This is a genomic window from Chitinophaga solisilvae, from assembly GCF_009928525.1.
GTDB lineage: Bacteria > Bacteroidota > Bacteroidia > Chitinophagales > Chitinophagaceae > Chitinophaga > Chitinophaga solisilvae.
On record NZ_JAABOK010000031.1, the window covers coordinates 1 to 21,001 of the forward strand.

A 21,001-nucleotide genomic window follows, 5' to 3' on the forward strand; every position below is an offset into this window, starting at 1 on the left:
GAATTACGAATGTAGAAGCGAAGAGCTAAACGTAGATTAAAAGAGATAACTATTGTATATCACCTTTAATCTACGTTTAGCTCTTCGCTTCTACATTCGTAATTCGCAATTCGTAATTCGTAATTGAAACCCTTATTGGTTTACCAAAAACACCGCATTACTAAACATCAGCTTTCCGTTTTCCCAGAAGCTGCGGAACAGCAGATCATCTGCAAGTACCACGAGGGAGCCGTTGCCAATATCTTTGGCGCCGAACAGCAGTCCGTCTTTGAGGCGGTTGCGGGTGGCAGTGCCGACGAAGCCGCTGAGGTAAGCGTCTTTCTTTAATACGCCAACGTTCCAGCCGCCGCCTTCCATGAATTCGTAGAGGCGGTTATCCTGTTTCAGGGTGTAATAGATGCCGGGGTAGCCGAAGGCCAGCGGATGGGTGGTATCCAGCTGTACTTTGTATATAGCGCCGGGAATAAATTGTTTTACGCTCTCCCGTTCGCGGTTAGCGTACGGTTTGAGTGCATCGTAGGTGGTTTCTGCAAACAGTTTTGCCGGGCCATCTTTCTCATCTTCATCTTTCTTCAGCTTCATTCCCCAGTCAGTGCCTGCAATCTGTGCGGCGGCGCTTTCGAGCGCAATCAGTTTACCGCCGCTGCTGATCCAGTCGCGCAAACGCTCTGAAGAGGCTTTCTCGTCGATGAATTTGTAATCTCCGTCAGCGAGGATCAGCACATCCGTCTGGTCCCAGTTGACAGCGCCGAAATTTCGTTCATTCACTACCGTTACGGGATAGTCCAGCTGCTGTTCAAAGAAGTGCCATATTTCACCCAGTCCCAGGGAAGATACGTTGTCGCCCGCGATGAGCACGATTTTAGGAGATTTGATAAAACGGATTTTATCAGATCCGAAGTCTGTTCCTTTATCAACGAAGCCGGTAGTAACGGCGTCCAGGGATATTTTAAAGCGGTTGGCGGTGGAGGTAACCAGTCCGTCAAAGGCATCGCCGGTGGCAGTATTGCCGGTACGTGTGATGATGAGGGTACCTGCCGGGAATGATTTGTTGCCGGAGGTGAAAGGCGTTTCGGTGAAACGTACCTTAACGCCGCGTTTCAGGAGGGCGGCGAGGAACTTCACATCACGTATGCTGTTCCACTGTGCCAGGTAAGCATAAGGGCGCTGTATGGCCAGCGGGGTATTATTGCGGATAATGGGAGAATCAGCGGCGGGCGTGAGCGGCTGTTTCAGTGCATAGGCCGGCAGGCCGTATACATAAGGCAGCGCCCAGGCGGTAATATCGTAGGTAACGGAGTCGGTGAGGCGGGATACAGGCTCAAACAGTACGCGTAACATATTCGAGCGGGGCTGATAAGCATTGATCACCAGGTCTTCTTTTTCCACAGAGAAATTTTCCGTTTTGCCGGTGAAATAGTTGAAACCGCTGGCGGTGGTTGTCTGCGCGCCATATCCGAAGGCGATGTTATTTTTCCTCAGCAGGTCTGCGAGGGTATTCAGTTTTTCTGTATTGCCTGCAGCCTTTATCACGTATGATTTGTAGCCACCCTGTGGTTCTTTCTTAGCCGCATCAAAGTAGCGTACATATTCTTTCATGATCCTGTCTGCCTGCTGGGAGGCTACTTCTATGGTAGACAAGCCCGTAGTAAAGTGATGCGCGATGCGGTCTGTCAGCGTGAGCGTATCGCCATCGCGTTTCAGTACTGCCACGCCGGCTCTTCCGCTGCCGCCCTGTTCATAGGTCATGCCGATAGCGCCGTTATACATGGGATAGGTATCGCCGTAGCTGGGATAGAACAGGTCAAATCTTTCTTTCGTAAAATACAGCCATCCCTGTTCATCGAAGTATCGGGCATTATTTTTCCCGATCATGACCTGTACTTCACGCTGCCAGGGAGTGATGGCATCGTGGAAGGGTTCAGCGGCAGGCGCAAAATAATAGGGAGCTTCTATCTCCTGTTCGTGGAAGTCCACATGTACCTGCGGCATCCAGCGGTTGTAGATGGTAACGCGTTGCTGTGATTCGCGTTGCGTCTGCCATGCCCAGTCGCGGTTCAGGTCAAAATAGTAGTGATTGGGTCTTCCTCCGGGCCATGGTTCGTTATGTTCGCGCGAGTAGCGGTTTATATCGGGTTGCAGGCTGCGGTTAGCATTGTAGAAGTTTACGTATCGTTCACGCCCGTCAGGGTTCAGACAGGGATCGAGTATAACGACAGTATTTCTGAGCCAGTTTTTCGTTTGTGCATTACTGTTATTCACAAGTTCATACAGTGTTTTCATGGCTGCTTCGGTGGAAACGGCTTCGTTGCCGTGTACATTGTAGCTGAGCCATACAATAACCGGCTGCGTGGCGCTGCCGGCGTTCCTGGCATAGGAAATATCCTGGCTGTGCTGCCGTATTTCCTCCAGGCGGCTGAAGTTCTCCGGGGAGGCTACTATAGCCGTTATCAGCGGGCGTCCTTCATAAGTGGCGCCATACTGTTCTACTTTCACATTTTTAGCAGCGGCGGCTACTGCTTTAAAGTAATCTACCACCTTGTAATGTGGTGTAAACTGTGTTCCTAAGGTATAGCCGAGAAACTGGTCGGGAGCCGGCACTTGTGCCTGAGAGCGCGTAAAGCCAAGCAGTAACAAAGCCAGTAATAGATGTTGGCGCATAGATGCGGGAGTTTGATACCGTAATATAGGGATTGTTTTCTTAATTTCGGCGCAAACACCCATGACATGCGTTATCTGATTATGATAGGTCTGGCTGCAGGTAGTTTCTTCACCGCCTGCGCCCAACAACCGGTTGACCCGATACAACCCTTTCATTACAACATTGAAAAAGAGGTAACTGTTCCGCGTGGGGCAGTAGCTTCGGCACATCCGCTGGCGAGCCGCGTAGGCGTGATGATCCTGCAACAGGGCGGTAATGCGGTAGATGCCGCCATTGCCACCCAGCTGGCCCTGGCCGTGGTATATCCCGGCGCCGGCAACATCGGCGGCGGCGGGTTCCTGGTGGCACACCTGACCAATGGCCGCAATATAGCCATCGACTACCGGGAAACAGCGCCGGCAAAAGCAGGACGGGATATGTACCTGGACAGTGCCGGCAACGCCATCACGCAGCTGAGCATCGACGGGCACCTGGCAGCAGGAATCCCCGGTACTATTGCCGGCATCTTCGCCTCCATGAAATATGCAAAGCTCCCCTTCTCCAAACTGATAGATCCGGCTATAAAGCTGGCAGCCAAAGGTTTTGCCATCACTGCCTCCGAGGCCGGCAACCTGAATGCCGCCAGGGCTGACTTTAAACGGCTCAACACCCTGCCAACAGCTTTCGTGAAGGAACAGCCCTGGAAGGCCGGAGATACCCTGCTGCAGCCGGAACTGGCTCATACGCTCACGCTTATACGAAATAAAGGCGCCGCAGGATTCTATGAAGGGGAAACTGCTGCTGCCATCGTAGCGGAAATGCAACGGGGCAAAGGCATCATCACTGCCGACGACCTGAAAAACTACCGGGCAAAGGAACGCGAAGCACTGGCATTTAACTATAAAGGCTATACGATTCTGACCATGCCGCTGCCTTCCAGCGGAGGCATCTGCCTGCGGCAGATGATGGGCATGGTAGAAAAATATCCGCTGGCAACATGGGGCTTCCATTCTCCCCGCGCCGTTCAGCTGATGATAGAGGCAGAACGCCGCGCATATGCCGACCGGGCACAGTTCCTCGGCGATCCCGACTTTATTAAAGTACCCGTGCAGCAACTCATGAACAAACAATACATCACATCACGGATGCAGGACTTTGAACCCATGAAAGCAGGCAGCAGCACCCTCACCAAAGCAGGCGTATTCCCGGAAAGTACGGAAACCACCCACCTCAGTATTATCGATGCTGCCGGTAATGCCGTATCTGTTACCACTACCCTGAACGGGCACTATGGCAGCAAAACAGTGGCGGGCAAGGCAGGCTTCCTCCTTAACAATGAAATGGATGATTTCAGCGTTAAACCCGGCGTTCCCAATATGTACGGACTGGTAGGCAACGAAGCCAATGCGATTGCCCCCGGTAAACGCATGCTCAGCTCCATGACGCCCACCATCGTACTGAAAGGTAAACAGGCACTCTATTCCCTGGGTACGCCCGGTGGTTCTACCATCATCACCTCCGTATTCCAGACCCTTCTGAATACCCTGGAATTTGGCCTCTCCCCTGCCGATGCTATCAACAAACCTAAATTCCATCATCAGTGGCTGCCCGATGAAGTAGCAGTGGAAGCCGATTTCCCGGACAGCACCCTCCAGGCTCTGCAACAAATGGGATATAAAGTAGTGAAACGCGGACCTATCGGTCATACCGAAATTATTCAACGGACACCCGCTACCCGTCAGCTGACGGCGGTCGGAGACAAACGCGGGGATGACAGCGTGGCGGGCTTTTAGTATTTTCTTATTTGTTTAACTGAGATGTTGTTCCTTTGACCGGACACTATCAGATAGATTGAACACAGATTTTTAACGATAAAATTAATGGTTATGTCAGGTAATTTATATCTTGAAAGCATCAGACAACGGTTCCGCTCCTACAAGGATCTCGGAACGAAAACACTGGACAGGCTTACAGCGGTACAGCTCCACTGGCAACCTTCCGGAGAGCCCAACAGTATAGCCATGATCGTAAAGCACCTGCATGGCAATATGCTCTCCCGCTGGACAGATTTTCTGACTACCGACGGAGAGAAGGAAGGACGTAACAGGGATCAGGAATTTGAAGAAGATAACCTGTCCCAGGAAGAAATACTGCAACGCTGGAACGAAGGCTGGAACTGCCTGCTGAACACCATAGACAACCTCCAGCCGGAAGACCTGGAAAAAACCGTATACATCCGGGGAGAAGCGCATTCCGCCATGGATGCCATTAACCGGCAGCTGGCGCATGTGCCTTATCATGTCGGGCAGATAGTTTATATCGGAAAAGCCTTGCTGGGTACCGGCTGGGAAAGTCTTTCCATACCCAAAGGACAGTCCGCCGAATACTTCAGAAAAACACCAGGAAAAAAATAAAATGAAATTACGTATATTCATTACCGTTATCGTATTGTCCGGCCTGCTCGCAGCATGTAACAGCGCCAGAACCAACAGGCTGCTGCTGCATAAAAAGTGGCGGGTGTATGATGTGAAAGTGCCGGCCGGAGATCCGTATAACAACACGCAGCAGATACAGGCCAAAGATCTGAAGGAAGGGTACTACAGCGACGTGTATTACCAGTTCCTGGACAATGACGTTTTTGTGGCCACCATCGCCGGCAAGCCGGACTCAGGAAAATACTTCCTGCTCAGCAACGGCAAGGTCATATCCGTGACTGCGTCCAATGGTTCCCGCGCAGCGGAAAACCTGGTAACCGTAGAACATCTGGATGATAACCTGTTTGATATGAAAGTGGTTTCCGGCGATTTTCATTTCATACTGCGTACCAGGAAAGAATAATATCCTATGCTACATACAGACCTTACTCCAGGCAGAACCGTCATCATAGAAGGCAGGAGCTGCCTGTTTTTTTCAGGATTTTCCTATCTCGGGCTGCATCAGCATCCCGATTTCAAAGCCGTGCTGACAGCAGGTATTGAGCAATACGGTACCTTGTTCCCCTCTTCCAGGGCCGGTAATGTGCGCCTGTCCCTGTTTGCAGAAGCAGAACACTCGCTGAGTACCTTATTGCAGCAGCAGGCTGCCGTCGTATTCTCCTCCGGTTATATGGCAGCCCAGGCCGCCGTGCATTATGCCGCCACCCGCGGGGAATTATGCTATGCTCCGGGCGCGCACCCTTCGCTGTGGCATCATACCCCGCAGCTGCCCGATATCAGCTACCATGAATGGACAGATGCCACCATCAGTAAAGTCAACAGCGCTCCGGATAATACCTATGTAATTGTTGCAGATGCCGTGAACCCGCTCACCAGCACCATCAACTCCTTCGACTGGCTGCGACAGCTGGAACGCAGAACGCTGGTGCTGATAGACGACTCCCATGGCATCGGTATACTTGGCCCGCAGGGACAAGGCATTATTCATTTTCTGCCGGGAACAGATCACCTGCATTACCTCATCACCGCATCCATGGCTAAGGCATTCAGCCTGGAAGCCGGTGTGGTAGCAGGTAATGCGGCAGACATTGCCGCGCTCAAGCGCTCCTCTTTCTTTACCGGCAGCACTCCCATGATGCCCGCCAATGCATATGCCTGGTTACATGCACAGCCGCTGATACAACAGTTACGGAGACAGCTGCAGCAGAACATTGCTTTCTTCCTGCATCTGACAGCAGACACCCCGGTGCATAATCCGCATGCCCTGCCCATATTTGTACTGCCGCAGAATGAATCACAGCCACCACTGGCAGCTTATCTTGCAGAAAGAGATGTCATCATCTCCAGCTTCCCGTATCCCTTCCCACATAGCAGCCCTGTAAACAGAGCCATCATATCTGCATTACATGTGCAAAAAGATATGATTACGCTGCAACATTTTCTCAGTGAAGTTGGTTTTAGATAGAAAGACGATAAACCATGCACGCCTGCTCCAAAACGATTAGCCTGCTATTCGCAGCAGTCTTCCTGTACACTATTGCGTCCGCACAGCAATCTTCCCTGCTGTGGAAAGTTTCAGGAAAAGGACTGTCATCTCCCTCCTACCTCTTCGGTACCATCCACATGATCTGCAAAGATGACCTCCGCCTCACACCGGCTGTCACCACCGCACTGCAGGCCACCAATACGCTCTGCCTGGAAATTGATATTACAGATCCTGAAACGCCGCGGAAAATGAAGGAACTCCTGCTCATGCCGGAAGATTATTCCTTCAAAAGCCTGTTTGACAGTACTTCTTTCGCGGAGCTGGAAGATTACTTCACCAACGTCCTCCATATCAATATTGAAAAGGTAGACAGAGCCAAACCTATGCTGGTGACCAGCATCCTGCTCCGTAAAGCGCTGCCCTGCGATCAGCCCGTATCTCCGGAAACCGAACTCGCCGATATCGCACAGAGCCAGCAGAAAAAAATTGCCGCCCTCGAAACCAGAGAGCAGCAGGTACAACTGTTCGACAGCATCCCGGATAAAACCGAAGCAGCCATGATCCTCAGCATGGTGCGGGACTTAAAAAACAACGGCAGGGAATTCCATGACCTCGTACAGGCCTACCGGTCACAGGACCTCGATAAAATATATCAACTCACCACAACCGCCCCCGACCTGAAAGATTATCAGCACCTGCTCCTATTTAACCGCAACCAGGCCTGGATACCCAAAATAACCAGTATGTCTGCCCAGGGTCCGGTATTTTATGCAGTTGGCGCCGCCCATCTCGCCGGCGCACAGGGCTTGATAGCACTGCTAAAAAAACAGGGATTCGTAGTGGAACCCCTCAGATAAATTCATTTGATTATTTGGTTATTTGAGATCTGATTATTTAAAATGCAGCGGAGATTACCGGGAAGAAAAAGTTAAAACCTTCCTGATAATCTCCGCTGCATTTCAAATAATCAAATCTCAAATAACCAAATAACTAAATAATAATTATTTCCTTGTTGTTTTCGGCAGCCTTATCTCCACCAGATATGTTCCGGCTTTGATAATCTGGAAGCCGAACCGGGGGTTTACGCTGTTCGGGCCGGGTTCCATGCCGGGGATATTATTATCCAGGACAACGAAATTGCTGGGGATGCGGTAATACATCAGGTAACCGCCGTAACCCGGAATTTCTCTTACGGGGAATGGCGTGATTTCGAAGTTACAGATCATGGATGTATCTGTATATACAACGGGGTGAAATCTTGCATAGCTCTCAAAGGTAGGCCGGTCACCGCGTTTGATGATCTCGCCTTTTTTCGGATTGAATGGTTTCCCAAACTGATCGGCAATTTTCAAAATGACAGAGGTGCCTGTATCAGCTACCTTGGTGATATTGAAGGTAAGATCGCCCATGCTGCCGTTTTTGGTACCGAAGTCCTGGAACCAGTTACAGCCGCCGAGAGATGTTTTCTTGAACAGGGGTGGATCAATGGTTGTCATTAAGCCGATGTTGGTGAACTTCCTGGTGCCCGCTACATTTGATACTTCCACATCGTATTCGTAGGCAACGCCGAGTGGCAGGCTGTCTGTAGCCCCGTTGAATACAAACTGGCCGCTGGGCAGGAAAACAAACGGCTGCATCTTTTTCAATACCCTTTTGGCATTTACCTGTTCAATAGTAGTATCCTTCTCCGGATCTATAGCTGCCGTGTATACGTAAACGTTATACTCCCTGAAAAATTCATCTGCCCGTTTTTTATTATCCGCCCTTCTGATGTCCAGCAGCTTTACCGTCATAGGTTGTGTAGTGCCGTCTGCCAGAATGGAGGCGGTTTTCTGGAAGGGGTTACCGCGTTCAATTTTAATGGGGCTGTCGGGAACATACAGTCCGTCGCTTAAAAAACCTTCATCTATTTTCTTACAGCCGGCTGCCAGCAGAACTGCTGTCAGTAAAAGGCTGCACCATCTGTACCAGAGATATTTATTTGACATAATACGTTGTTTTTTGAATGACCGGATACTATCTGATCCAATAAAATTTGTGACTATTCCGCAGCACATGCAATACACCCGTTTTCGTGAGAATACCGCTGGTCTGTATAATGTCTGCAATATCCTTCCGGGCATCCGGGTAGTTTTCAGGCAGCGGGTCAGGATCCTGGCCATCTATGATTTTGGTAAGCTCCAGATATTGAACAGGTTTGGAGAAGATGCCGCTGTAATCCGTTGTTTCTACCAGGCGGATAATAAAATCTTCTCCCACCATATTTTTAAATACCTGCCTTTCCAGCGAAAGGTTTCTTCTTTCTACATTTCCCTTGTACATATATGCACGGATACTATCGCGTAGTTCCATTACGGGGAAGCTGTCCAGCGTATACTTGATATTCTCGTTGTTATACTTCAGCTGAATGAGTTTTGTTCTGACATCTATCAGTGTTTTGATAGAATAGTTGGTAGAAGCGAAGAAAGTAACATTGCCGTTGATTTCATCTTTCATACCGGCCCTGTCTATCATCAGCACAAGCGTGTCAAACAGCTTATTCTGCTTCAGATAGTCGTAGGTTGTCAGATTGGATTTGGCATACGGATCGGTCGGGGTACCACCGATAAAATGATCATCTTTCTTACATGCCGCGAACAACAGGGAAGCCAGTAACAGCGCTCCTGCATATTTTATGATAATTGGTTGCAGTTTGTTCATAATCTTCATTTTTTCTGTTCCTGATAAAATTGTACTAGTTAACTAATCCTAACCAGTAGGGGTTTTGAATCAGTACATTGTTGTTAAGGAATAAAGCTCTGGCTACCGGCCATTTCCAGCCTCCGGCATTGTAGCGTTCCAGTGTGAACTTACCGCCGTTTTCTGTTTTCAGGTAACCGGTACGCACCAGATCATACCAGCGTTGCGCTTCGCCGAACAGTTCGCGGGAACGTTCCCGGAATACTTCATACTTTACATCTCCGTTGCCATCAGTAGGATCAGCTCCGGCACGGGCGCGTACTTTATTGATATCGTTCAGTGCGGCGCCGGTGTTGCTGAGGTCTGCATAAGCTTCTGCACGCAGCAGCAGCAGGTCTGGATAGCGCATGAGGATAATATTGGCATCTACGGCTGGTGCAGAAGCATTACCCGGATTTTTATAATAGATATTTTCTGCATTGGGTCCTGCAAATTTGCACAGCAATATTTTTTCTCCGTTGATTTCATCAAATCCTTTGAAGAAGTAATTTTTGCGTACATCTTTTTCATCATCATATAAATCATCCAGCAGTTCCTTGTTCAACACGCCCAGTTTACCGGTTTTATTTCTGATGAAAGGTTCTTTCAGGTTTAAAAAATAGAACCCTGTTTCTGTCTGCTGTTCGCCCTGCGCTACCTGCATATTGATTTCGAATATGCCTTCGTCTGTTTTTCCGTGAAATATTTTAGGATACATTTCACGTGGCAGCAGCTGATAAACGCCGCTGCCTTCCAGTGAATCCACGGCTGCGATGGCGTTGGTCAGGTTTTGCTGATCGCTGCCATTCATCAGGAAATTCTTCCACATGTAAACATGCGCCATCAGGGCGTATGCAGCGCCTTTGCTGGCGCGTACCGCTTTCTCATTTCCGTTTTTGGCTGTCCATGGCAACAGGTTGACAGCCTGTTTCAGATCGCGGATACAGTTGTCCAGCACTTCTTTTTCGTTAGTACGCTTTATGTTGTCAGCATGTGCAGGATCTTCGTCATAGCTGGTCACCAGCGGCACGTCTCCCCACAGCCGTGTCATATAGAAGTAGGCGTATGCACGCAGGAAGTAGGCTTCTCCCAGGTACCTGTTCCTGGCCCTGGCGGGCGATTCTGTAAATTGATTATCGGGAATTTTGGGAACATTATACAGGATGATGTTAGTCTGCGTGATCACTTTATAATAGGGGGACCAGTTATGCAGCGGGTCCAGGTATGCGCCCAGGTAGTTGGCTACCGGGAAACGGGTATCTCCTCCTGTGAGCTGTCCCAGGTCATACTGATCATATCTTTCAAACTCGTAGCTGGGCAGTGAACCGTATGCAAAGTGCGACATATCCCCGCCAAATGCGGTGTTAACGGTCAGCGCCCTTCTGAGCATGGCGTATGCGCCGGCAACGCCCTGTTCGGCATCACGCTGATTCTGCCAGAAAACGCCATTGTACGGAGAATTAAGCGGATCCTGGTCCAGCAGCTTCTTGCAGGATACAAACGGCAGCAACAGGGTTCCGGCCAATACTGCGGTAATTATATATTTCAGATAACTCATTGTTCTTTCTTTTTAATTTTAAAAACCAACATTTACACCCAGCGTATATTTCTTCGGCAACGGATAACCTCCGCCGGTATACGTACCTCTTTCATCAACAGCTTCTGCATCCGGCACACCTGATACCTGGAACATTTTCAGGTTATCCACTACGCCGTATATCTGCAGATTGCGCAGGTTAATACGGTCCAGCCATTTGCGCGGGAAGGTGTAGGAAAGGTTCAGGTACTTGATTCTGGCGTAGCTGCCGTTTTCCACGAATGCGGTTGAGAAAGGCAGGAACTGATAGTAGTAATCCCTTCCGTAGGGAAGCAGCTCTGCATACTTAGCGTTATCTCCGGGCTGATGCCAGGTATCGAGTTTTGACGGATCAATACCGGCAATGGTTCCCATATCATTTCTCAGGCCCACCAGGCGGTCGGACATGTACTTGTTATATATTTCACGCCCCAGCAAAAAGGTGACAAATACTTCCAGGCTGAAGTTCTTATAGCTGAACGTATTGGTAAAGCCGCCGGTAATGCGCGGGTTGGGATTGCCTCCCCGTACCTTGTCATTCCAGTCCCATACGTCATAGTCGCCGTTCTGATCTACCCAGATAAAATCTCCTGGTCTGACAGTATGATTACCGTTCCAGTAGGTCATCTTTTCACCGGTATACGGATTAAAGGGAATATCCTTGTCAGAAGAATATACGCCTATGCTTTTCATCATATAGTACTCATTGATAGGACGGCCTTTGGTGAGTATATAGGTGATGCCCAGGTTATCGTCAGATACCACGAGATCACGGTTGCCATTAGGCAGGGAGGTAATCTGGTTTTTGTTGAAAGACAGGATCATACGCGAGTTCCATTGGAAAGCGCTTTTTGCAGGCATCAGGCGGCCCATTACGGTAAATTCCACACCGGTATTACGCAGCCCGACAGAGTTGGTATTTACTTTATTGTAACCGCTGGTAGATGGCAGCAGTAAATCAAACAGCACTTTGGATTTACCCCGGTTATAGGCATCCACGGTAACCGTCAACCGGTTGTTAAAGAATGCCGCATCAAATCCGAGGTTGGATTGTATAGACTGTTCCCAGGTTAAGCCGCTCTGCGCCACACCACCGTTAAAGTTGGGGGTTACAGCGTTTACGCCGTTATAGGTACCACCTGTTCCGCCGCCGTAGGTACCCTGGTTAATACTGTAGGTATTGTAAGGCAGGTAATATCCTGCCGGCAGGCTACCTGTAACACCGTAGCTGCCACGGATCTTGAACATATCCACCCAGGATTTGAAAGAGCTGGCAAATGCTTCATCAAGAATATTCCAGCCCAGGGAAACAGACGGAAAATATCCCCAGCGGCTGTTACGGCCAAAACGGGAGGATGCATCCGCACGCCACGCAAACGATAACAGGTATTTCTCCTTATAGTCATAGTTCACACGTGCAAAGAAAGACAGCATGCCGGCCGCTTCATAGTTGGATCCTGAAATGATATTACCATAAGGATCTTTTATAGCCAGGTAGTTGGGATCAAAGCCCTGCACCACTTTTACGTTGTCATTCGTCATAGATCCGCCGCCGATACCGGTGTACTCATTTTTCACCTGGTTGATGGAGTTACCCAGCAGCACGTTGAGATGATGCTCTTTTGAGAATATGTTGGTCGTAAAGTTCAGTGTATTATCCAGGTTCAGGTTTTCATAACGGCTCTTGTTACTCTGCGCATAAGATAAACCCACCATGTTAAGTGTACCCGGCCTGAAGATATCGCGGCTGTTCACACTGGACTGAATAGACCCCATGGAAGAAAAACGCAGCTTGCTGTTAATGTCGTAAGTCAGCGTAATACTTCCGGTAATGTCATCATTGATGTTTTTATCCCTTCCGTCTTTCAGATCGCCGGTATAGTTATTCTTTTCGTAGTCGGAGAGGTTAAACAGGGAAGATAAGTACTGTCCGCTGTAGAGGGGGATGGTGTTTTCGCCCGGAAACTGTCCTCTGCCACGGGAGCGGTCACCTCTGCTCAGGCGGAACAATGCGTCTACATTCAGGCGGGAAGACATCTTCATACCCATAGCGGCAGAAACGGTATATCGTTTGAAACCGGTGCCTTTTACAATACCATCTTCATTGTAATAGTTTCCGCTCACCCGGTAGTTCACCAGGTCATTTGCGCCGGCAACGGACAGATCATAGTTCTGTACAATACCATTGCGGTAAAACATATCCTGCCAGTCCAAAGCGCCTGTGAAAGCAGGGTTCAGACTATCTGTCAATATCATTGGTAATTTAGTCTGCAGCAGCACGTAGTCCAGCCGGTTGAGCAGGTAATTCATTTTAAACTGTCTTTCTTCAGCTCCGCCATACACCTGTTCAAACTTTGGTTTCTGCGTTAACCCGGCATAGGTGGAAAAATTCACCTGAGGTTTGCCCGGCTTGCCTCTTCTGGTTTTGATGATCACAACGCCGTTGGCCCCGCGGGAACCGTAGATAGCGGCTGCGGAAGCATCTTTCAGAATGTCGATGGATTCAATGTCATTCGGGTTCAGCCCTGCTATGTAGTTGGTACCGGTATTATCGAATGCCGCGGCATCGTCCAGCGAAATGGGAATACCGTCAATCACAAACAACGGAGCGCTTAATGCGCGGGCATTGTCCACCGTGCGGCTGATAGAGGTATTACCCCGGATAACGAAAGACCCGCGTACGCCCGGCTCACCGGTGAAGTTCTGCACGTTCAGGCCGGCAGCGCGTCCCTGCAGCAACTGATCGAAGCTCGGAGAAGGCAAGTTCTCTATTTCCTTGCCCTTTACGCTGGAAACGGCTGCTGTAACAGTTTTCCGCTTTACCTCCTGGTAGCCTATCACCACCACATCTTTCAGGCTTTTGGCATCCGGCTTCAGTTGTATCGTATAGTTTTGTGCGCCCGAAAGGGTAACGGTCTGCGTTTCATAGCCAATAAATGAAACAGTCAGCTTACCCGATGTGCCTTTTAATACGAGGTTGAATTTCCCTTCCGGATTGGTGGCCGCACCGTTGGATACGCCCACTTCTTTGACGGTAGCACCGGGAATACCTGTTCCCTTTTCATCCTTAACGACTCCGGAAATTTTCTGGTCCTGCGCCCACACATGCAGGCATAGCATTCCCATGAGTGCTAACAATAGCAACTTTTTGTACATAGATTCTGGTTTTGAATTTTAACAGGAATGATCCGGCAGATCATCCGTTACGATGGCTGATAAAAACTTGAAATTCTGGCTGATGAATTACAGTTAGACTTATTGGATTTTTTTGCTCACTGAAAAATATTGTTCACTTCATTTGGTTGATTATGATAATGCCGATTACTTACAGGCATTATCCAAAACATTGTTCATCCGGAGAGAAAAGTATAAATGTTAAAGAAATCTTAAAAACATTCAACACAATCAGGACAATTAAATGACAAACATGATAACTATATGTTTAAACATCAAAGCAAGTATAAAAGCAGGAATGCAATACCCATAAAGGCCACAGTAATCAATACTTGAAAACTTTAAGTATTAAAACAAAAGCTGCTGCTTATCTTTTCCGGCGAATCATCATTACAATAACATGACAAATATTTACTAACAGGTGTACCTGGTCATTTCAAATTATTTTTTCAGCATATTTATCTTTTCCCGGTTTCAGATATCATTGACTGACAACTATTAATTATTTTTGCCGGATAAACTTTACGGCCTGAAAAAAGTACGGAAAATATTATCTATCATTTTATTGTGTTTGTTAGGCCTGATTATATTGATAGGAATACTGGTGAATATCCCTGCTGTACAGAATCTGCTGGTACATGAAGTGACTTCCCGGTTATCCCGTCAGCTCAGGACTCGTGTGGAAATAGACCGCGTCACCCTGCGGCTGTTTAACAGCATGCAGCTGGAAGGCGCCCTGATTGAAGATCAGCACAAAGACACACTGCTGTATGCAGGTAAGCTGCAGGTGCGTATTACGGACTGGTTCTTTTTCCAGGACAAACCGGTTATTAAATTCATCGGGCTGGAAAATGCCAGGATTAATCTCCTGCGGCCACGCAACGACTCTGTCTGGAATTATCACTTTCTGGAAGAAGCCTTTGCATCGCCGGCCCCTGCCCCAAAGAAAAAATCTTCCGGCGGTATCTCCCTGGATCTCAAAAAGATCGATCTCCGCAATATCTACATCAACCAGGTAGACGCCTGGGTGGGAGAAGATATGCAGGGTTATGCCAAACGCATCTTCCTGGACGCCAAAAACCTGGATCTCCAAAAACATAACATCGATATACAGGAACTGCTGCTGGACCGGCCTTCGTTTATCCTTCGCAGTTATTCCTCCTCACCCCTGCGTAAAAAAAGGCCCCACCCTGCCGCAGCCCCACAGGATACAGCACAGCAGCAAGGGTTACGCTGGAACGACGGCAACTGGAGAATGCTGGTGAAAGAGCTGACCATCAAAAACGGGCTGCTTGGCGTTGACCAGCCGGATGATACGACTGCCATTGTACCGGGTTATTTTGCACCACATCATATCCGCTTCGGGGAAATAAATCTCTCGCTGACCAATACCAGCCTGGTGAAAGACAGTATCATCGGCGACCTTACCCTCAGCACCAAAGAACGGTCCGGCTTTGAAGTGAAGAAACTCACCAGCAGATTTAAAATGTCGCCGGTGGAAATGGAATTTTCCCAGCTGGACCTGCAGACCAACCGAAGCCATATCGGTGACTACTACACGATGCAGTACGCAGACTTCGATGACATGAACGACTATATCAACAGTGTGTTTATGCAGGCGAACTTCAAAAACTGTAAGCTGTCATCCGATGATATCGCCTACTTTGCCCCGCCACTGTCTACCTGGAAAAAGGAAATCACCCTTACCGGGCGGGCCCGCGGACCTGTCAGCAACCTGAAAGCGCCTGAAATTGACCTGCAGGCCGGTACTACCACCCGCCTCAAAGGGAGCTTTGAAATGCGCGGTCTGCCTGACATTTACGAAACCTTCATCGACTTCCACGCACAGGAACTCGTTACCACCGGCAACGATGTGATGCAGATCCTGCCCGTTGTAAAAGACGTAAACGCCATCCGCATGGATCGCCTAACAGCCATCCAGTTCCAGGGAAGCTATACCGGATTTATCAATGACTTTGTGGCCTATGGCCAGTTCCAGACCAACCTGGGAAAATTCAGCTCCGATCTTAACTTTAAAACCAGCCGCGATGTACCGGTGTACTCCGGTAGCTTAACTGCTACCGACTTCAATATCGGCGCGCTGCTCGATAACAGTAACATCTCCACCCTCTCCCTCAACGCCAAGGTAGACGGAGCCGGCTTCAACTTCAAAACATTGAAAGCCAGCGTGGATGCAGATGTACAGAGTATTAACCTCTACGGCTATACGTACCGGAACATTAAAACCAAAGGCGAAATGAGCCGCAAGTTTTTCAATGGATCCCTCGTAGCCAACGATCCCAATCTGGATATGGATTTCGCCGGCACCATTGACTTCAACGAAGCCCTGCCCGTATTCCATTTCAACTCGGAAATCCGTAAAGGCGATCTCAAGGCATTACATATCACTCCCGACTCCATTACCCTGCAGGCCAGGCTGGACCTGAACTTCGCAGGTAACAACATCGATAACTTCGACGGAGTGGCACGCATGCACGAAGTATCCGTTTTCAAAGACGGCAAACGGCTGGAATTCGACTCCCTGAAAATATCCACACACCTGCAGGACAACAGCAAGGTGCTGAGCCTGGAAGGCAGCGAGGTAACCGGGTTCGTGAAAGGGAACTATAAATTAATGGAACTGCCGGACGCCTTCCGCCTTCTGCTGTATAAATATTATCCCAGCTTCTTCTCCCCTCCTGCCAATCTGAATATTCAGGAAGATTTTACTTTCGCCTTCCAGTTCGGACAGGTAGCCAAACTGCTGAAAGGCTTTACCAACGCCTTCTCCGGATTTGACGGCACCGCTATTCAGGGAGCCCTCAATACCATGAACGGCGGCAATCTCGCCCTCAATATCAATGTTCCGGAAGCCGCCTATCAGCAATACCGCATTCAGGACCTGCAGGTAAAAGGCGATGGTAATTTCAATAAAGTCAATATCAGCACCAGCATCGGAAAAGTGCTGTCCGGTAATAACACCATCCTCCAGAACCCGCTGATACTGGCGAGTTCCGGACATGATACCTCCTTCATCAAAGTAGACATACAGGCCCAGGACACCTCCTCTCTGGATGGTTTCTATGCCCGCGTAGTTACCGTACCTGAAGGCGTAAAGGTGAACTTCCTGAACAGCGCATTTACGGTAAACGAACGGCAGTGGAATGTTACACCCGGCAATGAAATATACTGGAGCAAACATTTCCTGACGGTCAATAACCTGCGGGTTACCCGGAATGACCAGAGCATCACCGTGGAAACCAACGAATTCAATCCGGACGAATCCCGGTTCATCGTTACGCTAAAGAACCTCAATCTGGCAGACGTTATTCCCACACAGCTGATTACCACCCGTATCGAAGGGATTACAGACGGTACCATCCATATCACCGATCCTACCCAGGACCTTGACATCAACGCTGCCCTGAGAACCCGCGAGCTGCGCATCGATAACGATTCCATCGGGCTGCTTAATATTGACGGCACCTACCGTCACCGGACCTCCACCGCCACCTTTATTGTGAAGTCTGATAACGAAGGCAAGAGCTTCCTCGCACAGGGCAAGGTTGGCTTATCAGCCAGCAATAAAGCGATTGACGCCGGCATACAACTCAACAGCATGTCCATCAACCTGCTCAGCAAGTACCTGGCCGGATACGTATCAGACCTGACCGGCGCCGTTTCAGGAAAAGTGAATATTACCGGTACCACAGACCTCCCCTCTGTAAAAGGTAACCTGAACCTGGACACCGTAGCTGTTACCGTAGACTACCTCGGTACGCGCTACCGCATTCCGAAACTGAATGTCAATATAGACGATAACCTGATTGAATTCGGCAACTTCGCCATCATCGATAAGTTCAATACAAAAGGTAACGCCAGCGGCTATATCAGCCACGATCATTTCGATAAACTCAATTTCGATTTTGACGTTACCGGCAGGCATTTCCTCTTTCTGAATACAGATGCCAACAGCAGCGACCTGTTTTACGGAGATGTGATTGCAGACGGAAAAGTGTATTTCTCCGGTCCTATCAACGATATGCAGATGCATATCCTGGCAAGACCCAACAAGGGTACGCATTTCTACCTGCCGATGTCAGACAGTAAAGACATCGGTAAATATGATTACATCACGTTCAAAACATACGGTACAGAAATAAAGGAATCCAAACGCAAGAAAGACAATACAAAACTGACCGTCAAGCTGGACATTGCGGCTAACCCCGATGCCCAGATAGATGTGATCCTTGATGCTACCACCGGCGATATTATTTCCGCCAACGGTAATGGTAACCTGCAGCTGATTGTCAATACACAGGGCGATTTCAGCATGTTCGGCAACTATGAAATCAACAACGGGTCGTACAACTTTACCTTCCAGCGGCTCACCAGCTGGAAATTTGATATAGAAAAGAACAGTACCATCACCTGGAACGGCGATCCGCAGGAAGCTAAAGTAAATATCACCGCCAAATACTCCCTGCCGAAAGTAAGTCTGTATAACCTGCTGGGACAGGCTGCCACTGTGGTCAGCAATGATAAACTGGCTACCCGCACGGAAAAAGTGGATGTGCTCATCAACCTGCGCGGTGCGCTGATGAAACCGGATATCTCCTATAACATTGCGCTGCCGGATGTAGGAAGCATGTCTTATGAAAGCGGGGTGGCTGCCAAGCTAAAAGAGATCAACAACGATCAGAACAAGGCGCTGCTGCAGATGTACGGATTGCTGCTCTTCAATCAGTTTCTTCCCGATGACGCCACCACCAATGCGGCGGCCAACGTAGGCATTACCGGTAAAAACAGTGTAGGGCAGGCGCTTTCCGCCCAGGCCTCTGCCATCCTGAACAATATTACCGGCGCCCTGCTGAAAGGAAGCGGTATAGGCGTCAACGTGAACTACCGTGCCTACAACCTGGGCGGGCCCGGACAGGAAAGCTCATCGGTAGACCGTAACCAGGTGAGCGCGGGCATTACCAGTAACCTGTTCAATAACCGTTTCAGGTTATATGCCGGCGGCGACTACGATTGGGGTAAGTCGGCCACCGCTGCCAACAGCAACCGCTTTGCGGGCGACTTCCGGCTGGAATACCTCCTTACTCCCGACGGACGTTTCCGTATCAACGCCTTCAGTAAATCAGACTACGACGTATATAACCAGAACAACCGTGTTAAATCAGGTCTGGGTATTTCCTACATCCGGGAATATAACCGCTTCAGTGAACTGTTCCAGTCACGCCGCCGTATCATGCCACTCCTTGATTCCCTGAAACGCGCAGAAGCCAAAGGGGGAGTAATAAGACAGGATTCGACTAAAGAATAATTACGAATTACGAATTGCGAATTACGAATGTAAACGCGAAGAGCTAAACATAGATTAAAGCGGATAATTTAATAGTTATCCGCTTTAATCTATGTTTAGCTCTTCGCGTTTACATTCGTAATTCGCAATTCGTAATTCGTAATTATTTTATCCCTTCAGTATTTCATGTCCCAGCTTATCTCTTTTCGTCCGCAGGTAGTTTTCATTATGCGGGTTGGGATTAATTTCGATGGGAACGTTTTCTATTACTTCGAGGCCATAGCCGCTAAGGCCGGCTCTTTTGCGCGGGTTGTTGGTGATGAGGCGGAGTTGGGTGATATCGAGGTGGCGGAGGATTTGTGCGCCAACGCCGTAGTCACGTTCATCCATTTTGAAGCCCAGTTCTATGTTGGCTTCAACGGTATCCAGGCCTTCTTCCTGGAGCTTATAGGCTTTCAGTTTATTCATAAGACCGATACCGCGGCCTTCCTGGTTCATATATAATATGAGTCCTTTCCCTTCTTTTTCCACCATCTGCATGGCAGCATGGAGTTGTTCGCCACAGTCGCAGCGCAGGGAGTGGAGGATATCGCCGGTAACGCAGGAGGAGTGTACGCGTACAAGTACGGGTTCACCTTTGGTCCAGTTACCTTTTTTCAGTGCCATATGGATTTCACCTGAATTCACCTGTTTGAAGGCGATGAGTTCGAAGTTGCCGTATTTGGTGGGCATCTGCACCCTGACACCTTCTTCGATCAGGGTTTCGGTGCTCAGCATGTAGGTGATGAGATCCTGTATGGAGATCAGTTTCAGGTTAAACTTATCAGCGATTTCGCGCAGCTGGGGCAGGCGGGCCATGGAGCCGTCTTCATTCATGATTTCTACCAGTACGCCGGCGGGTTCAAATCCTGCGAGGCGGGCGAGATCGATGGTGGCTTCGGTGTGGCCGGCACGGCGCAGTACGCCGCCGCTTTTGGCTTTGAGCGGGAAGATGTGTCCGGGTTTACCCAGGTCTTCCGGTTTGGTGTTCGGATCAATGAGCGCCTGTACCGTTTTTGCTCTGTCGTGCGCAGATATACCAGTGGTGCAGCCATGACCTAACAGGTCGATGGAAACAGTGAACGGGGTTTGATGTAATGCAGTATTGTCACGCACCATCAGTTCGAGGCCCAGCTCTTCGCAGCGCCTTTCGTCCAGCGGGGCGCAGATCAGGCCGCGGCCGTGCGTACTCATAAAGTTGATGATCTCAGGCGTTACATTACGCGCTGCAGTTATAAAGTCGCCTTCATTCTCGCGGTCTTCATCATCTACTACGATTACCAGCTTGCCGTTCCTTATATCTTCTATTGCTGCTTCTATTTTATCTAACATATAATATTCCCTCCGGGTCAAATGTTGAATTGCGCAAAGTTACGACTTCTGTATGGGAAATGATAAATGGAGTCATTCACTTTTATGGCTAAAAAAACGTTGGGAATATGTTAATTACAGGATAATTTTTTAACACATATTGTTTATCATCAATATTATTGCGTACATACAAACAAAAAGGCATTAAAGTTCAATGCTGACAACGGTTTTATGCATTAGCAATAACACACATTTGAGAAAATATAATTTTTAACGAAAAACCTGAACAAACATTCTGCTAATGCGCATTTCCTTT

The 21,001-nt window shown here is 48.8% G+C and carries 12 protein-coding genes; 6 read left to right on the forward strand and 6 right to left on the reverse strand.

From position 1 onward, the window contains the following. Nucleotides 1–132: 132 nt before the first annotated feature. Entirely contained in the window at nucleotides 133–2,661 is a 2,529-nt protein-coding gene (locus GWG06_RS30180; protein ID WP_160718154.1) for a M14 family metallopeptidase, read from the reverse strand. A gap of 66 nt (nucleotides 2,662–2,727) precedes the next feature. Between GWG06_RS30180 and ggt the strand changes: the two genes are divergently transcribed. From ggt to GWG06_RS30205, 5 genes are all read left to right on the forward strand, one after another. Then, on the forward strand, nucleotides 2,728–4,434 hold the full coding sequence (gene ggt / locus GWG06_RS30185) for a gamma-glutamyltransferase (protein ID WP_160718155.1): 1,707 nt from the start codon (nucleotides 2,728–2,730) through the stop codon (nucleotides 4,432–4,434). Between the two features lie 93 nt (nucleotides 4,435–4,527). After that, nucleotides 4,528–5,055 (forward strand): DUF1572 family protein, encoded by a 528-nt coding sequence (locus GWG06_RS30190; RefSeq protein WP_160718156.1) that lies wholly within the window; start codon nucleotides 4,528–4,530, stop codon nucleotides 5,053–5,055. 1 nt (nucleotide 5,056) lies between these two features. Then, nucleotides 5,057–5,479, forward strand: a complete 423-nt coding sequence (locus tag GWG06_RS30195; protein WP_127044178.1) for a hypothetical protein — start codon at nucleotides 5,057–5,059, stop codon at nucleotides 5,477–5,479. Between the two features lie 6 nt (nucleotides 5,480–5,485). Next, nucleotides 5,486–6,541: an aminotransferase class I/II-fold pyridoxal phosphate-dependent enzyme gene (locus tag GWG06_RS30200; protein WP_127044179.1), complete on the forward strand. Its 1,056-nt coding sequence runs from the start codon at nucleotides 5,486–5,488 to the stop codon at nucleotides 6,539–6,541. Between the two features lie 14 nt (nucleotides 6,542–6,555). After that, on the forward strand, nucleotides 6,556–7,419 hold the full coding sequence (locus GWG06_RS30205; RefSeq protein WP_160718157.1) for a TraB/GumN family protein: 864 nt from the start codon (nucleotides 6,556–6,558) through the stop codon (nucleotides 7,417–7,419). A gap of 144 nt (nucleotides 7,420–7,563) precedes the next feature. Here the strand turns inward: GWG06_RS30205 and GWG06_RS30210 are convergent, their stop codons facing one another. From GWG06_RS30210 to GWG06_RS30225, 4 genes are read right to left on the reverse strand one after another with little or no spacing between them, the layout of a single operon-like run. Next, nucleotides 7,564–8,550, reverse strand: a complete 987-nt coding sequence (locus tag GWG06_RS30210; RefSeq protein ID WP_158631639.1) for a DUF5007 domain-containing protein — start codon at nucleotides 8,548–8,550, stop codon at nucleotides 7,564–7,566. A gap of 28 nt (nucleotides 8,551–8,578) precedes the next feature. Beyond that, nucleotides 8,579–9,262 (reverse strand): hypothetical protein, encoded by a 684-nt coding sequence (locus GWG06_RS30215; RefSeq protein ID WP_160718158.1) that lies wholly within the window; start codon nucleotides 9,260–9,262, stop codon nucleotides 8,579–8,581. Between the two features lie 34 nt (nucleotides 9,263–9,296). Continuing rightward, complete coding sequence (locus tag GWG06_RS30220) at nucleotides 9,297–10,838, reverse strand: RagB/SusD family nutrient uptake outer membrane protein (protein ID WP_127043710.1); 1,542 nt, start codon at nucleotides 10,836–10,838, stop codon at nucleotides 9,297–9,299. Between the two features lie 18 nt (nucleotides 10,839–10,856). Beyond that, on the reverse strand, nucleotides 10,857–14,012 hold the full coding sequence (locus GWG06_RS30225) for a SusC/RagA family TonB-linked outer membrane protein (RefSeq protein WP_160718159.1): 3,156 nt from the start codon (nucleotides 14,010–14,012) through the stop codon (nucleotides 10,857–10,859). A gap of 589 nt (nucleotides 14,013–14,601) precedes the next feature. On the opposite strand from GWG06_RS30225, the gene GWG06_RS30230 reads away from it, so the two are divergent. Further along, a complete protein-coding gene (locus GWG06_RS30230; RefSeq protein ID WP_160718160.1) occupies nucleotides 14,602–19,356 on the forward strand; it encodes a translocation/assembly module TamB domain-containing protein in 4,755 nt (1,584 codons plus the stop codon). 147 nt (nucleotides 19,357–19,503) lie between these two features. Here the strand turns inward: GWG06_RS30230 and GWG06_RS30235 are convergent, their stop codons facing one another. Continuing rightward, nucleotides 19,504–20,706: a bifunctional 3,4-dihydroxy-2-butanone-4-phosphate synthase/GTP cyclohydrolase II gene (locus tag GWG06_RS30235; RefSeq protein WP_127044405.1), complete on the reverse strand. Its 1,203-nt coding sequence runs from the start codon at nucleotides 20,704–20,706 to the stop codon at nucleotides 19,504–19,506. Nucleotides 20,707–21,001: the final 295 nt, after the last annotated feature.